Genomic DNA, 15,494 nt, shown 5'->3' with positions numbered 1-15,494 from the left:
TGCCTATTTTCTTAGTAAGCAAAAGTATAATGGCTTTTGTTGGTTAATTGTTGATAATTTTGAGGACGATTTAGAATATGAGAAGTTATCTTCGGTTGTTGAAAGTTTCTTAGATAGGGAAAAATATCAAATTATGAGGAACATTAATAACGGGTATGCGGGAGGGAATAACTTGGAACTGTCAATTGTAGCAGAAGTTGGGTTTAAATATGTGTGGATTTTGAATCCTGATGTTGAATTATCGAAACAAGTAATTTCAAATGTGTTTAGAAATTATCAAAGTTTTAAAGCAGATGTGTTAGTTTGCAAGATAAAGGATTTTCTTAAAAGAACTAAACTACAATTTAATGATTATCCTCGAGAAGTTCATCCTGTTAAGTTTTTGTCTGGTTCTTCTATTTTTCCAAGAATTCAAGTTTTGCTTGATGTTAGGTTTGATGAAAGTTTTTTTTCTGTAATTTGAGAATAATAAGTTGCGTTTGGATTTAATGGAAAAAGGATATTTAGTTTTATACACTCTTTTCCTGATGCTGTTTACTATTTTGTTAGAAACTTATCTCTATTATAATAGGATTATAAGAAGTGTGAAAAGCTTAGTTATCTGGATTAAGAAGTTACTTGAACTTTGGAACAAGAATTTGCATAAAAGGAAAATTTTAAGAGCGATAATTTTAGCTGTTCATGACGATGTTGGTGGAGTTGAAGGGTAGTTTGGGAGATTTTTTGAAGCCTTGTTTGAGTGAGGAAGAAGTGATTGAATGCAGGAGTAAGTTTTTACAGTATCGTAGGATTTCTAAAAGGTTGGCTCTTGATTTTGGAAAAAAAGTACTTGCTGGCAGTTTCTAAAGATTCGGAAATTTTTCAAAAATATGTAGAAGATAGTTTAAAATTGGTAAAGTTATCGGTTAGTAATGGAGGTAATTAATGGAAAAGGTAGATGTTGTTGTTTATGGAAAATCCACCCCACCCCCCCAATTCCTCTCTTCTTTAGAAGACAACGCAGACTTCATAAACTCAATTATTGTTTCTGAAAATTCTCCTGCCAAAAGCGTTCTTGAAGAGCTTGAAGTTCCCGTTAAAACAGTATCTGGGGAAAGTAAAAACTGTGCAGCAGAAAAAAATAAGTTAATAAAGCAGGCTGATACCGAATATGTCCTTCTTCTGCACACAGACTTTTCACTTGACGAAGATTTAGTAGAAGAGCTTTTAGAAGAACTTGAAGAAACTCAGGCTGACATTGTTTATCCGAACCTTGTAATAAAGTCGGGGAATGAAGAAAAAGTAGTTAACTATCCTGACCTTTTTAACAACGAGCTTACTGTTCTTCACGGTCTTGCAGTGGAAGACTGTCTTCCTGAATCTGCCCTCCTGTTTAAAAAGAGCTTACTTGAAAGCTTGGGTCAGTTTGACGAATCCTACGACGAATTTGACTTTTACGAATACGTTTATAGAAACGTTAAGCAATTAAAGATGAAGCTGGCTTCCGTCTCTTACGCCGTTTACGAGCCCAGCTCTAACTTTATCGATACCTCTTACAGAAGCTACGCTTTAAGGAATGTTGTTCTCAAAAACTACAACTGGGAAAAGGACATCTTTCCGTTTCTTTCCTGGGATAAAAGCCCAAAGATAGCAATGGCTACGGCTCTTACGATAGTAGGCAATAGGCTGTCGGCTTATTACGATTACTTTAACGCTTCCGAATTCTACCGGAGAGCTCTTATGGAATTTCACAACCAGGAAACTTTGAGGCAGCTAATAAAAGCTTACGTTGATATGGGATTATTTGATGAAGCAGAAAAGCTTATTTCAAAAAGTCAAGGGATGGAAGACAAAGAAGTTGAAAAGTTTCAGTTCTTTACCGAAAAGATAAAAAGTCTCGTTGACGAGCTGGAAAAGGCTGTTGAGCAGGGCAAAGTGGTGGAAATAGTAGCAGCATTGCAGGAAGTTACTACTTTCTATTCCGGAGCGCCCATTCACAACATTCTTGGGGTAATCAAGTGGCTGGAAGATAAAAAGGAGGAAGCTTTCCGCTTTTTTTACAAAGCCGTTACTATGAATCCGATTAACGAGGATTATCTCTACAACCTTTCAGAAGCGGCGAAGCTCCTCAAAAAGGAAGAGGAGGTATTAGGCCTCATTAATAGAATAGTTGGACACCTAAAGGAAAGGAGGTAAGTTGCCTGAACTGCCGGATGAACTTTTTAAACAGATTGAATCTTACGTTCAGCTTCAAAAGTTACTGGATTTCCAGCTTCCTCTAAATTTTACGAGGGATTGGGCTGCTTCTCCTGACTTTTTGCTGGTAGCAGTGAAAGGAATTTTGAAGAAGAAGTCTTCTAATTCCAGCCTTACAATAGTTGAAGCAGGTTCCGGAGTTTCAACGGTAGTTCTTGGCTACTTGCTGAAAAAGTTTTTTCCTCAAGGGAAGGTCTTTTCTCTTGAGCACTCTTACGATTTTTACGAGCAGACAAAAAAAGAGATTGAATTTCACCGCTTGGGTAGCTTTGCAGAGGTTTTCTACGCTCCGCTGATTAGCTACTGGATAAACGGTCGAGAGTGGCTGTATTACGACCTGAAAGAAGTTAAGAAAAGGCTGCAGGAAGAAAAAAGGAAAGTTGACGTTTTATTTGTGGATGGTCCTCCCGCTCCTGTTAGGAAAAATATTAGATATCCGATACTTCCTCTCTTAAAGGAGTTTCTGCCAGAGGAATTCTTGATTATTCTTGACGATGCTAAAAGAGAAGATGAAAGAGAAGTAGCTTACATGTGGAAAAAAGAGCTACAGGTCTTTTCCTCTTGGGAACCGGAAACAGAAAAAGGAACGCTAATTCTTGAAAAGATACCTTTTAGAAATAAGGAACTTCCGTTTTTTTCAGTTTGCATACCTACTTATAATCGTGCTCATTACTTGAAACAAGCTCTTGAAAGCGTGCTTTCACAAACTTTTGATAATTTTGAGATTATCGTTTACGATGACGGTTCTACCGATTCTACTGCTGAAGTAGTAAAAAAATTTAACGACTCCAGAATTCGCTACTTTAAGGGAGAAAAAAATAGAGGAAGACCTTACGCGAGAAATCAATGCGTAAACCTTGCAAAAGGAGACTGGATTGTTTGGCTTGACGATGATGATGTTATGAAGCCGGACCTTTTAAGCAGTTATGCTGTTGCGATAAGTCGGTTTCCTTCTGTTTCTGTTTTCTACCCTTTAAAGCTGTGGATTTTGTACGAAAATTCAAAAGAAATGAAACTGTCTCAAATTATAGACTACTTTAAAAATAGAAAAGCCTGCGTGAGGATCCTTATGTCTTCTCCTCCTCTGCCTAACCCCGGAGTATGCATAAAGAAATCTGTTTACGATAAGTACGGTTTATACGATGAGGAGTTTTACAGAGCGCAGGATTATGAGTTTTGGTTTAGAATTCTCCCGTATGAGGACATTAAAGGCATTGATTATGAAGGACTTGTTTACAGGATTCACGATGGAAACGTTTCTACTTTTGTAGAACTTATGGATTATTCTTTTGAGTCTTTGGCTAAAAGGCGGTTTCTTCAGAGGTTTCGCTTAAAGGACATTTATTACTTTTCTAACGAGCCTGAAGAACTTTTTGCTTCTGACCTTTTAGCTCACCAAGATTACTTTAACGCTGCCTATTACCTTTGGAGGTTTGAGAAGTTTTCGTCTTTGGAGAAGTTGCTTAATGTGTTGGGAATTTCTGATAGCTGCGAAAGGTTGGCGTCAAAGTTTGAGAGGTATTTAAGGCTAAATAGGCTAGAAGCGGCTGAACGCGTTTCGGAAAAACTTGGTGTTTACTATAAAAAGTTGTTGCAGGTTTTTGCTTCTGAATCTGCGGATAGGAAGGTATTTCTGGCTTCTCTTAAAAGGCTGCTTTTGATTAATCCTTTCTTTGACCTGTCTAGATTTTCTTTAAGTAAAGAAGAATTAGAGGAGCTTGAAAAAGTAAAGGACAGGATTTTAAGGGTAGCCAATAAGTACGAAGAAGGGAAAAGAGAGTTTGCAGAGATTTTCTGGAAGAGGAAGTTGAATGAAAGTAGCGGCTGCCATAATAGCTAAAAATGAAGAAAAGAACTTGCCGAGACTCCTTGATTCTTTAAAGGGTAGGTTTGACGAAATAGTGCTTGTTGATACCGGTTCAGAAGACAGAACTGTAGATATAGCTAAATCTTATGGATGTAAGGTTGTAGCTCACAACTGGAACGGTTTTGCCGACGCCAGAAATAGGGCTATTGAGGAAGTTTCAAAAGATATTGACTGGATATGGCACTTTGATGCTGACTTTGAATTAGAAGACGAAGAATACAAGAAAGCTTTGGTTTGTCTGAAACAGCTTCCTCCTAACATTAAGGCGGTTGTTATAGGCGTTAGAAACTTTGCTGCTTCTGGGGATATAAAGTCCATATCTTCTCACATATTCATTCACAGAAATGACCCTTCTATAAGGTGGATAGGTAAAGTTCACGAAACGCCTAATGTTAGAGAGGTGGTGGGCATACCGGTTTTCGTTAATCACTACGGTTATGCAGATATGAACGTTCAACTGGATAAGGCTAGAAGAAATTATCAGCTTTTGAAAGAAGAGCTTTCTAATATTGAAAAGGGAACTAGGACTTACCTTATAAAGCTGTTTTACATGGTTCAAACCTGCACTATTTTGGGATATGAAGATGAAAGGTTCCTTGAAGACGCTAAAAGGTTTGGTGAGGAATTTTTGGAGCTGGTTAAGGGAAGAGAGGAGGAGTTTGGATTTTTCTACATTTATGTTTTTAACTATCTGTTTAGCGTTTTGAAAAACTTGGGAGATGAAGTTAGTTACGAGAAGTACTTAAAAAAAGTTTTGAAAGAAGGGTTGCCTGTTCCAGATTTTTACTTTTATGCTTTTAGCTTTTATAGGGATAAGCTTGAATATGATAAGGCGTTTGAAGCTCTTAAAAGGCTGTTTTTATTGTTAGATGAAGTGGAGGTTAATCCGTTTTCTTACGGTATTTCTTTCGCCAGCGATAGGTTTATTGAGTTTAAGAGGGTGCTTTTTGAGGATTTGAGGATTTTTGAAGATAGGGGAGAAGAGCTTTTAAAGCTCTGGAAGAAGCAAAAAGGTAAGTATTTGGGGCTGTTGGTAATTAAGCTTGTGCCGTTTCCTAAGAAGGGTTCTCTAATGAAAAAACTGTTGAGGAAATTTGGTGAAGATTCTTTTGTGTTGAGCGTTTGCTTGAAAGAGCTGGAAGATAGAAAAAGTGAAGAGATTTTGGTAGATGTATTGAAAATCTATCCTGAGGGATACTTAAAAGATTTTGTTAGGGCAAAGCTATTGGAAGTGCAGGGAAAGGTGGGGGAGGCTGTGGATTTTTATTATAAAGCTCTTTCTGCTGTTGGTGATCCATTTATTGCTCTGCATGCTCTTTCCTTAATAGAAAAAGACGAAAATTTACGTGATAAAGTTAAAAGTTTCCCTTCTTCTTCCGATAATAGTTAATAGCTAAGAAATCATTAGGAAGAAGGAGGTAACCATGGCTCTGAGGATTAACTACAACTATCAAGCCGACTTTACACACTTTAACTTGCTTCAAACAGAAGCAGACATGAACAAAGCTCTCGAAAGACTTGCTACTGGTTACAGAATTAACAGAGCTGCTGATGATGCTGCTGGTCTTTACATTGCTGACCAACTAAAGACTTACGCAGTATCTCTTGAGCAAGCTACTAGAAACGCTCAAGATGGTATTTCTATTTCTCAGATTGCCCAGTCTGCTCTTACAAACGTTTATAACATCTTAAACGACATCAAGTCAAAAGCTATTGAAGCTGCTAACGACTCTCAGGATGATGCAACAAGACAAATTATCCAACAAGATATTAACAAGCTTGTTGATGTAATCGGTAAAATCTTCAAAGATACTGAGTTTAATGGGGTTAATCTCTTTAGCTCCGGAACGGCAGTTAGCTTTACAATCCACTATGGTGGTAGAACACAGCAGACCTTGTTAATGCAGAGTGCAACTGCATCTGCGGCTGCTGCTACTGATACAAACGCTCCATCCACTATTACTTTGGGTAACACAGCTTACGTTCTTAACGTTACAAGCCAGACTCTTGCAGAAGCAACAATTTCTACTGTTGACGCTTTGATTAAAGCTGTTGACAAATTGAACGCCAAGTTTGGTTCTTATCAGATAGAGCTTGAGAAAATCGTTACTAACAACGAAAGCCAGAGGATTAACGTTAAGGAAGCTGAATCTAGAATTAGAAACGTTGACTTCGCTAAAGAAATGTCTGAGTTTACAAGAGACCAGATTCTTATGCAGTCTGGTACTGCTATGCTTGCTCAGGCAAATCAATTACCACAACTTGTGCTTCAACTTCTTAGGTAATAGAATTTTAGGGAGGGAATATTCCCTCCCTAAACTGTTTTTTAGGAGTAAAAGATGGATGTAAAAGCTATTACTAATGTTCAAACATCTGTTGAGATGAACTCTCAGAATTTTGATGTTAAGGTTGCGAAAAATCTCCAAAATGACAAAAACCAGCACCTTCAAAATCAGGATCAAACTCAAAAGTTAGAAAAAAAACAGGCTTCACCAGAGGTAATAGAAAAAATAGTAGAAGACCTAAAAAAGAAACTTTCAATGTTAAATACTCAACTTAAGATTCAAATAGATAAAGATACCGACATGGTTGTGGTAAAGGTTATTGATAAAACTACTAACAAAGTTATAAGACAGATACCCCCTGAATATGTTTTAAAAATTGCTAAATACCTTGATGAAATAGCTGGTTTACTTTACAACGAAAAAGTTTAAAGAGAGAAAAAAATGGCTGGAGAACTTTATGTAAGTAATTTAGCAGGAACGTTTGACTATCAGACCATTCTTGAGGCTTATTATCAAGCCCAGATGCAGCCTGTTTTGTATTTGCAGCAACAGGAAGATGCTATAAATACCAAAATTTCTGCTGTTAACGATTTTGAAACGAAAATTGAAGCTTTTTATGAAAAGTTTGATACCCTAATTTCCGGTGATTTGTTAAATGATAAGCAGGTTTCTGTATCTAATGAGAATGTTTTAAGTGCATCTGTTACTGACGCTGATAAAGCAGTTACAGGCTCTGTAGATGTTACTGTAAATCAACTTGCCCAGAACGATGTGTGGTTATCTCAAGCTGGGGTTTCTGATTTAGATTCTGCTGTTGCAACAGCAGCAGGTACTATACAGATAACTTATGCGGGGAATGTTGTTGCCACTATAGACTATGATACAGATACCACAGATGCGGCGAACCCTTCTACTTTGAAAGAAATAGCAGATGCGATTAATAACGCTCAAGATAAAGTAAAGGCTTCTATTATTTATGACGGTACTTCTTACAGACTTTTGCTTTCTGGAGTAGATACAGGTGCTGATAATACCATTTCTATAAGTGAAGTTGGAGGAGGGGATTTATTAGATAAACTGCAGTTAGGGGATAACTATTCTGCGAGTCACGTTCAAACTGCACAGGATGCTGAAATTACGGTTTATGGTACAACTATTACAAGTTCTACGAACACATTTACTGATGCAATTCCAGGGGTAGAATTGACTGTTAAAGAATTGGGAACAGCTAACGTTTCAATTTCCCAGGATTATTCTAAGTTTGAATCTGCATTAGAGGATTTTATTTCAGCGTATAACGATATTGTGGATTTCGTTCAAACAGAAACAGGTAAAGACGGCAGATTGTCGGGAAATAGTACATTGCAGATGATACGTTCTTCAATTCTTTCTCGTTTGCAACCTCTGTTTAATGCTAATTTATTGGACGTTGATAAAGATACTGGACATTTGTCTTTGAAAACAGACGTTCTTGATTCTATCTTAAGTTCTAATCCGTCAGAAATGGAGAACGTTATTTCGGATTTAAAAAGTGAACTTTATGATTATTTGATATTGCTTAAAGACCCTACTGGTCCTATAGGTTCCATGGAAAAATCTCTTGAGAATCAGAAAGAAGCTCTTGATGACCAAATAGAAGAGATGAAAAAACTGGTAAATGACCAAATTGAGAATTTCCGTCAGCAGTTGATACAAGTTCAATTGTTACAGGAGCAGATGGCGGAGATTAGAGCTAAATTAACGTCAGTCTTTGGAACTCCTTCTTTACTTCCAACAACTAATGATGTTTCAGCGGGGTAATTGATGAATGTTAATCCTTATTTGAAAATGCAGGTAGAAACGGCATCCCCAGTAGAGCATGTGATTTTGCTCTATGAAAAGGTGATTTTGCTTTTAAAAGAAGCTATTGAGGCAATTGAAGAAGGTGACGTTCAGGCTAAGGTTGATGCCATAGTTAAGGCTGACAGGATTATAAGGGTTTTGAATAACTCTCTTGATATGGAAAAGGGTGGAGAAATAGCTGAGAATTTAAGGAAGTTGTACGATTTTATTCTTGATAGTTTAGTAATTGCCAATGGTAAAAACGATAAGCGACTGCTAAATGATTTAATTGGTATACTGACTACTTTGAAGGAAGGATGGGAAGGGATAAAGAACAGAGTTTGAACCTTGATAAGTTGGCAGTTCTGATTTCTCAAAAGAAATATTCTGAGGCTTTAGACTTAATTAAAAAAATTAATCAAGAGGAATTTATTAAAACTTTATCTTTAAAAGATGCGCAAAGGCTGTTCCGTTTTGTTCAGGAAATGGAAAAGGAGCTTGCTAAAGAAGAAGATGACCTAAAAAAAATTATTTCTGATACTTCTAAAGTTAAGTCTGCGTATTTAGGGGAGTGATGTTTTTAGTTACAGGAACCGATACAGGAGTTGGTAAAACGTTTGTAACTTCATCGTTGGTTTCGTTCCTTAGAGAGAAAAACATCAATGCAGTAGCTTATAAAATTGTTGAAACGGGCTGTGATCCAGATTGTGAAGACGCCAAAAAGCTTTCAGAAGCTTCAGGGCAGGATTTGTTACCTATATACGCCTTTAAAAATCCCCTTGCCCCTGCCGTTGCAGCAGACATTGAAGGAGTCAAAATATCTGTAGATAAAATAGTAGGTAAAGCAAGGGAAATTTCTGAAAAGTATGATATCGTTTTCTTTGAAGGCGCTGGTGGAATATTGGTTCCCATTACTTGGAGTTTTACCTTTTTAGATTTAGCCAAAACACTAAATATGGAAGTTATTATAGTTGCCTTAAATAAGTTAGGAGTCTTGAACCACACTTTGCTTACAGTTAAAGCCTGTCAAGTTGAAGGTGTAAAGGTAAGAGGTATTGTCCTTAACATGATAGGTGAGTTTGATGAAAGCGTAAAGACAAATTTACACTCTTTGAAGAAACTACTTCCCGATATTTCGGTTGTTCCCTTCAGGAATCCTGCTGATTCTTATAATTGTCTGAAGGCGTTTTCTCTAGTCACTTAATAAACTATTTAGGTCTTTTAAAAAGTCTGGATAGGACGTTGATATACATTCAATGTCATCTATTTCTATCTCGCCTTCAGATATTAGTGAAGCTATTATGAAAGTCATGGCAATCCTGTGGTCGCCGTAAGATTTCACTTTTCCACCTTTGATTTTACTCTTTCCTCTTATTGCCATTCCATCGGGAAATTCTTCTGCTTCTACTCCAATATTTTTTAAGTTCTCAACGGTTGAGCTAATCCTGTCGCTTTCTTTGACGCGAAGTTCTGAAGCATCTCTTATTACAGTTTCTCCTTCTGCTTGAGAAGCAAGTAGTGCTATTATAGGTATCTCATCTATAAGTCTTGGAATCTCTTCACCTTCTATTATGGTGCTCTTTAATTCAGGAGAATATTGAACTACTATATCTCCGATGGGTTCGCCAGAAGAAACTTTTACGTTTTCAACGCTAAAGTTAACGTTCATTCTTTCCATCACATCTAATATGCCTTTCCTCGTCTCGTTAAGGATTACATCTCTAAGAATGACTTCGGAGTTAGGGGTTATAGCTGCTCCTACCATAAAAAAGGCTGCTGAAGATATATCGGCTGGAACGTTTATTTCTATTTCTGGAGCGTTTAATTCTCTGTGATTTCCTAAAGAAACTTTTAAGCCTTCAACCAATACCTCTACTCCGTAAGCTCTTAACATTCTCTCTGTGTGGTCTCTACTCTTGGCAGGTTCGGTAACGGACACAGGTTCATCGGTAAAGAGCCCTGCTAGTAAGATACACGACTTTACCTGTGCTGATGCTTTAGGACTTTTATAATCTATACCTTTAAGTTTTTCTTTACCTATAATGGTTAGAGGGGGATATTTCCCGCTTTCCCTTCCATATATCTCTGCTCCCATCTGTCGCAGAGGAATTGCTATCCTATCCATAGGTCTTCTGCGTAAATACTGGTCTCCTGTAAGTACCGAATAGAAAGGTTGACCCGATAGAATTCCAGATATTAACCTTATTGATGTGCCGGAATTACCCAAATCTATTACATTAAAAGGTTCTTTTAACGCGTATTTACCTTTTCCTGCTATTTCAACAGTTTGGTTGTTATCCTTTATGTTAACTCCTAATTCTTTAAATGCTTTAAGCGTGTTTAGGCAGTCTTCCGAACGCAGAAAATTTTTGATAATTGTTTTCCCTTTGTTTAGAGAACCTAACATTACTGCTCTGTGGGATATTGATTTATCGGAAGGAACTCTTAGAGTCCCTTTTAAGCTTTTTCCTTTGAAAGAAAATTTCATTAGCTTTCCTCCAGAACGTACTCTACTTCAGGAAACGACTCATAAGCTACCTTATCCATAGAGTGGAAGTAGTTTACGATTCCCTTTGCTATCCCTCTTGCTATTTCTTCTTGATACCAACCCTGTACCAGCCTTTTCCTATCAAGTCGGTTGGTTATAAAGCCTGTTTCTATGAGTACTGCAGGTCTACCGGGAGTTTTCAAAACTACAATATTTCTTTGCATATCTTTGATGCCGTTTATGAGGTCATCGTTAACGTGAGCTTTCAAACTTTTTACTATTGCTTCTGCTAATCTGCTGCTCTCTACAAAAGTTACTGTAGTTGACATATTGAGAAGTAAGGGACTTATACTCCAGCACATTACGTCGTTACATAGCCTTACTTTTTTCGCCACTTCTCTTGCCATTAATTTTGCCTGTGCAAATAATTTTGGTGATGCTTTGAATACGGTAACTCCACTCCAGTTGGGAAAGTTAGGCATGGAATCTGCATGGATACTTACAAAAGCATCTGCGCAGGCTTTAGCAGCTATTTCGGCTCTTTTTAGAAGAGGTACGTAAACGTCTCTCGTTCGTGTCATTACTACTTTTATGTTTGGATACTGTCTCAAAATTCTTCTTACTCTTAAAGAGATAGCAAGGGTTATGTTCTTTTCCTTTATTATCGGGTGTGAAGAGTGTATGGGCCAAATAGCTCCAGGGTCTTTGCCTCCATGCCCTGGGTCAATAACTACTATTCTTTTCTGATAATGTCTAATGGGGCAGGAGGTAGTCAAAAAGTCAGGAAGTACATCTACGACTAACCTGAAAGGTCTTCCGCAGTGTGCTTTTAAAGCGAATATCTTAAACTTGTGAGGTTCTTTCATAACTATTTTTATTCTGCTCAGGTGCCTGTTTATTGGATAGACTTTTACCTCTTTTACTAAATTACTTCTAAGTTTTCTCTTCATATAGTTGGTTCTTGTATTCTTGACCGTAATCCAGAGTACGTTTCCTTTGAGATGTGTTTTTATCCAATTTTTCTCAACTTTTCCTGAGCAGTCAAAAACGATGCGAGTTCTCTCTATTGTGGAGGAGTATCTAATTCTTTTTATTATTGGATATCTGGACGCTTCAGCCTCTAAAGGTATACCAACAATACTTCCTGCTGTTAAAAGTTTAAGAAAGTTCCTTCTTGATAGGAATTTGTTCTCTTTCATATCTTCTCGCCGGCTTTTTGTGCGTTGTTATTTTAACAAATACCCCGTTTAGTTGAAAATTATTTGCAATTACCTATATTTTTATCCAAATACTGATAGGAAGGAGGGAGTATGAGGAAGTTTTTAGTAGCTATGACTTTAACCTTAATGGGAGCAACTTTTGCTTCTGCAGGTGTTTGGGAAACTACCTGTTCCAACTGTCACGGTAAGATTGCTCCTTCAAAGGAACAACTTCTTGCTAAGTTCAGAACACCTAAAGAGTTACTTTCTGCTGCCAAAAAGAAAGTAAAAGAAGGAAGAATGCCTTCACAACTTGCTTTTGGAATAGCAGCAAGAGAACTCTTTTCTAAACCGGTGAGAACTGCAGCTATTACTAAAGGAACTCAAGATTTCAGGAAATTCTTTACGCCTTTACCTGCTTTACCTCCGATTCCTAAGGATAACTCTTTAACTCCTGTTAAGGTAAAGTTAGGTAAGATGCTCTATTACGACCCAAGGCTTTCAAGAAGTAATTTGATTTCCTGTAACACGTGTCACAACTTGGCTATAGGAGGCGATGATAACCTCAAATCTTCCCGCGGTGACCATTGGAGAACAGGTGGCAGAAACGCTCCTACAACTCTTAACTCCGGCTTTCTGAGAGTTCAGTTCTGGGACGGTAGAGCGCCTACGTTAGAAGAGCAGGCTAAAGGTCCACTTCAGGCTCACGTTGAGATGAATTCAACTCCGGAGTTGGTTGTAGAAAGGCTTAAAAAAATCCCCACCTACGTCAAACTCTTCAAAGAAGCTTTTCCAAACGAAAAAGACCCTGTAACGTTTGAAAACGTTGTTAAAGCCATAGCTGCTTTTGAAAGGACGTTAAACACTCCAAATTCTCCTTTCCAGAGGTATCTCTTGGGGGATGACAATGCCCTTACTCCTGTTCAAAAAGAAGGTATGAAACTTTTTGTTAAGTACGGTTGTATAGCCTGCCATAACGGTCCGGTTCTTTCCGATGGAATGTTCCATAGGTTCAAGTCTAACGACGATACAGGAAGATACAGAGTAACGAAAAATCCAGCGGATAAGTATAAGTTCAGAACACCTCAGCTTCTCAACGTAGCGGTAACTGCTCCTTACTTCCACGATGGTTCTGCCAAAACGCTTGGAGAAGCTATAAAGAGAATGGCGCAGCAAGAGTTAGGAAAGACGCTTTCAGATAGTGATGTTGAGAAAATAAAAGCTTTTCTTGAATCTCTTACAGGTGAAGTACCTCTTGAAGCGAGAACTGTTCCGCAACTTCCGTAATTTGTGAAAATCGTTTTGGTTTAACTTCTTTTGAAGCCGCCTTAAAGGCGGCTTTTTCTATTTCAAGGCGCTATAATAAACCTGACGTTTGGGAGGTTCATCTTGATAAAGCTTATTGTTTTGGACGTTGATGGTGTTTTGACCGACGGAACTGTTTTTTACGATAACTTTGGGAATGAGTATAAAGGTTTTAACGTTAAAGATGGTTATGCTATAAAAAGGGCATTATCTTCTAACGTAGAAGTGGCGATTATTTCTGGCAGGCGGTCAAAAGCGGTTGAGAAAAGGTGTGAAGAGTTGGGAGTCAGTAAAGTTTTTCAGGGAGTTTCCAATAAGTTGGAAGTGTTGGAGAAATTGTGTAATGAGATGAAAATTTCGTTTGAAGAAGTGGCTGCTATGGGGGATGATATCCCTGATATTCCTATTCTTAAAAGTGTGGGATTTTCAGCTGCTCCTATTGATGCTGTTGAAGAAGTGAAAGAGGTTGTAAATTTCGTTTCTAAAAGAGAAGGTGGTAGAGGAGCTGTGAGAGAGTTTATTGATTACATTCTTTCTCTAAACGGGAAACAGTAGTGAGGAAGAACCTTTATAGGATTGCCATTGTTATAGCAGTTGTAGCTTTTATTCCTCTAATTGTTTTTATAGCGGGTAGAGAATCTCCTCCTGAAAAGATAAAGGTTGAAACTCATAGGAAGCAGGTAATAAAACAGTTTAGGTTGGAATCAAAAGAAAAAATAGAGTGGGAACTTACGGCTCCAGAAGCCGAGTTTAAAGGAGATAACGTTATTTTCCTTAAAAATCCCCGCCTTCTCATTCTCCTCAAACACCAACCTCCCATAACGATTAAATCGCCTTCTGCTCTTTACTTCAGGAAAGAAAAAAGGATAGAACTCAAGCATGTACTTCTTCAAACCGACAACCTTACTGCAGAAAGTCCCTGTGGAGTCTATTACGTTGATTCTGCTTTATTTAAAACCGATTGTGGCTGCAAAATCCTCCTCAAAGGAGCAAACTCCATTACTGGTAAAATTTGCACTCTTAACCTGAGAGAGAAAAAAATTACAATATCTAACAACGTTAAATCGGTTTTTAGAGAGGTGAAAAGATGAAAAAAATAGCTATCTTGGTTGCTTTATTCCTTATTCCCCTTTACGCTGCAGCTTCTCAACCTTCTCCTCAGCAAAACCTTCCTTTAGTTATAGAAGCAAGGAAACTTACCTATGATGACCAGAAAAAGGTTGCCACTTACATCGGGCACGTTGTTGCCCAAAGGGGAAAAACTGTAATGACGGGAGATAAGCTTTTGGTCTTCTTTGACAAGACAGGGAAGTATATAGAGAAAATAGAAGTCATAGGAAACGTTCACATAGTTGACCCAAGGGGGGAAGGTTGGTGCAATACTCTCTATTACTATCCTGCACAGGAAAAAGCTGTTTTATTAGGTAACGCTAAACTTAAACAGGGCAAGAACGTTATAGTAGGTGACAAGATAATTGCCTATAAAGATGGCAGAGTAATTGTTGAAGGTATTAAGCAGAGAGTAAAAACAGTCATCTATCCAGGAGAGAAAAGTGAGCAAGCCATTGGACTTGAATCTTCTAAGAGCGGAAAAGATAACCAAAATATACAACAAAAGAAAGGTCGTTGACGGAGTAACCGTTGAAGTGAAAGAGGGAGAAGTTGTAGGACTTTTAGGTCCTAACGGTGCTGGAAAGACAACTACCTTCTATTGCATCGTTGGAATAGTGAAACCTGATGGTGGCAGAGTACTTTTAGGTGAAGTTGACCTTACAGATGAACCTACGTACGTGAGGGCGCAGAAAGGTATATCCTACCTTCCACAAGAACCTTCTATCTTTAGAAAACTTACAGTAGAAGAAAATATTAAAGCGGTTTTGGAAATGCACGGCTTGTCCGAAAAGGAGATTAAGGAGAAAACAGATTTTCTGCTTGAACGCTTTGGTATAGCCGATTTGAGAAAACAGAAAGCCAACTCACTTTCGGGAGGAGAGAGGAGAAGGCTGGAAATAGCAAGAGCTTTGAGTATAGACCCAAAGTTTCTCCTCCTTGATGAACCTTTTGCAGGTATTGACCCCATAGCAGTTTACGAGATTCAGGGGCTTATAAAAGAGCTAAAAGAGATGAACATCGGTATTCTCATTACGGACCACAACGTTAGAGAAACTTTAAGGATAATAGACAGAGCTTACATAATTGGTCACGGTAAAGTGATAGCTTCTGGAACTCCTGAAGAAGTTGCAAATCAGGAAATAGTCAGAAAGGTTTATTTAGGCGAACAGTTTGAGTTGTAA

19 protein-coding genes are annotated in these 15,494 nt (G+C 37.9%); 17 read left to right on the top strand and 2 right to left on the bottom strand.

Annotated features, from left to right (window positions below):
* Window positions 1-172: 172 nt before the first annotated feature.
* The 12 genes from QOL23_RS02120 to bioD all read left to right on the top strand — a co-directional run bounded on the left by QOL23_RS02120 (window position 173) and on the right by bioD (window position 9,412).
* Window positions 173-463 carry a hypothetical protein gene (locus QOL23_RS02120; RefSeq protein ID WP_283399934.1) on the top strand — a complete coding sequence of 97 codons (291 nt, stop codon included), beginning with the start codon at window positions 173-175 and terminating at the stop codon, window positions 461-463.
* A 121-nt stretch (window positions 464-584) separates the two neighbouring features.
* Window positions 585-710: a hypothetical protein gene (locus QOL23_RS02115; RefSeq protein ID WP_283399933.1), complete on the top strand. Its 126-nt coding sequence runs from the start codon at window positions 585-587 to the stop codon at window positions 708-710.
* A 44-nt stretch (window positions 711-754) separates the two neighbouring features.
* Window positions 755-925, top strand: coding sequence for a hypothetical protein (locus tag QOL23_RS02110; protein ID WP_283399932.1), 171 nt, complete (start codon window positions 755-757; stop codon window positions 923-925).
* Window positions 925-2,175, top strand: a complete 1,251-nt coding sequence (locus tag QOL23_RS02105) for a glycosyltransferase (RefSeq protein ID WP_283399931.1) — start codon at window positions 925-927, stop codon at window positions 2,173-2,175. The genes QOL23_RS02110 and QOL23_RS02105 overlap by 1 nt, the downstream gene beginning before the upstream one ends.
* Window position 2,176: 1 nt before the next feature.
* Window positions 2,177-4,075 (top strand): glycosyltransferase, encoded by a 1,899-nt coding sequence (locus QOL23_RS02100; RefSeq protein ID WP_283399930.1) that lies wholly within the window; start codon window positions 2,177-2,179, stop codon window positions 4,073-4,075.
* Window positions 4,047-5,492 carry a glycosyltransferase family 2 protein gene (locus QOL23_RS02095; RefSeq protein WP_283399929.1) on the top strand — a complete coding sequence of 482 codons (1,446 nt, stop codon included), beginning with the start codon at window positions 4,047-4,049 and terminating at the stop codon, window positions 5,490-5,492. Before QOL23_RS02100 ends, QOL23_RS02095 begins: the two co-directional genes overlap by 29 nt.
* A 34-nt stretch (window positions 5,493-5,526) precedes the next feature.
* Entirely contained in the window at window positions 5,527-6,387 is an 861-nt protein-coding gene (locus QOL23_RS02090) for a flagellin (RefSeq protein WP_283399928.1), read from the top strand.
* Window positions 6,388-6,441: 54 nt separating this feature from the next.
* On the top strand, window positions 6,442-6,816 hold the full coding sequence (locus QOL23_RS02085) for a flagellar protein FlaG (RefSeq protein WP_283399927.1): 375 nt from the start codon (window positions 6,442-6,444) through the stop codon (window positions 6,814-6,816).
* A gap of 12 nt (window positions 6,817-6,828) precedes the next feature.
* Window positions 6,829-8,187: a flagellar filament capping protein FliD gene (fliD, locus tag QOL23_RS02080; RefSeq protein ID WP_283399926.1), complete on the top strand. Its 1,359-nt coding sequence runs from the start codon at window positions 6,829-6,831 to the stop codon at window positions 8,185-8,187.
* Between the two features lie 3 nt (window positions 8,188-8,190).
* Complete coding sequence (gene fliS / locus QOL23_RS02075) at window positions 8,191-8,553, top strand: flagellar export chaperone FliS (RefSeq protein ID WP_283399925.1); 363 nt, start codon at window positions 8,191-8,193, stop codon at window positions 8,551-8,553.
* Window positions 8,526-8,783 (top strand): hypothetical protein, encoded by a 258-nt coding sequence (locus QOL23_RS02070; RefSeq protein ID WP_283399924.1) that lies wholly within the window; start codon window positions 8,526-8,528, stop codon window positions 8,781-8,783. The genes fliS and QOL23_RS02070 overlap by 28 nt, the downstream gene beginning before the upstream one ends.
* A complete protein-coding gene (bioD, locus tag QOL23_RS02065; RefSeq protein WP_283399923.1) occupies window positions 8,783-9,412 on the top strand; it encodes a dethiobiotin synthase in 630 nt (209 codons plus the stop codon). Before QOL23_RS02070 ends, bioD begins: the two co-directional genes overlap by 1 nt.
* On the opposite strand, the gene aroA is transcribed toward bioD, so the two are convergent.
* Together aroA and QOL23_RS02055 are read right to left on the bottom strand one after the other, a co-directional pair.
* A complete protein-coding gene (gene aroA, locus QOL23_RS02060) occupies window positions 9,401-10,696 on the bottom strand; it encodes a 3-phosphoshikimate 1-carboxyvinyltransferase (RefSeq protein ID WP_283399922.1) in 1,296 nt (431 codons plus the stop codon). The genes bioD and aroA overlap by 12 nt on opposite strands.
* Window positions 10,696-11,895 (bottom strand): N-acetylmuramoyl-L-alanine amidase family protein, encoded by a 1,200-nt coding sequence (locus tag QOL23_RS02055; RefSeq protein ID WP_283399921.1) that lies wholly within the window; start codon window positions 11,893-11,895, stop codon window positions 10,696-10,698. Before QOL23_RS02055 ends, aroA begins: the two co-directional genes overlap by 1 nt.
* A gap of 111 nt (window positions 11,896-12,006) precedes the next feature.
* Here QOL23_RS02055 and QOL23_RS02050 point away from each other — a divergent pair, with 111 nt between their 5' ends.
* From QOL23_RS02050 to lptB, 5 genes are all read left to right on the top strand, one after another.
* Window positions 12,007-13,182, top strand: a complete 1,176-nt coding sequence (locus QOL23_RS02050; protein WP_283399920.1) for a cytochrome-c peroxidase — start codon at window positions 12,007-12,009, stop codon at window positions 13,180-13,182.
* A gap of 102 nt (window positions 13,183-13,284) precedes the next feature.
* Complete coding sequence (locus tag QOL23_RS02045) at window positions 13,285-13,755, top strand: KdsC family phosphatase (RefSeq protein ID WP_283399919.1); 471 nt, start codon at window positions 13,285-13,287, stop codon at window positions 13,753-13,755.
* Complete coding sequence (gene lptC / locus QOL23_RS02040; protein WP_283399918.1) at window positions 13,755-14,291, top strand: LPS export ABC transporter periplasmic protein LptC; 537 nt, start codon at window positions 13,755-13,757, stop codon at window positions 14,289-14,291. The genes QOL23_RS02045 and lptC overlap by 1 nt, the downstream gene beginning before the upstream one ends.
* Entirely contained in the window at window positions 14,288-14,830 is a 543-nt protein-coding gene (gene lptA, locus QOL23_RS02035) for a lipopolysaccharide transport periplasmic protein LptA (RefSeq protein ID WP_283399917.1), read from the top strand. Before lptC ends, lptA begins: the two co-directional genes overlap by 4 nt.
* Window positions 14,754-15,494 carry an LPS export ABC transporter ATP-binding protein gene (gene lptB, locus QOL23_RS02030; protein ID WP_345782571.1) on the top strand — a complete coding sequence of 247 codons (741 nt, stop codon included), beginning with the start codon at window positions 14,754-14,756 and terminating at the stop codon, window positions 15,492-15,494. Before lptA ends, lptB begins: the two co-directional genes overlap by 77 nt.

Origin of the sequence: Desulfurobacterium pacificum, assembly GCF_900182835.1 — a bacterium.
Classification (GTDB): Bacteria; Aquificota; Aquificia; order Desulfurobacteriales; family Desulfurobacteriaceae; genus Desulfurobacterium_B; species Desulfurobacterium_B pacificum.
The sequence above is the reverse complement of the archived record's forward strand: the minus strand, read 5'-3'. Positions and strand labels throughout refer to the sequence as shown.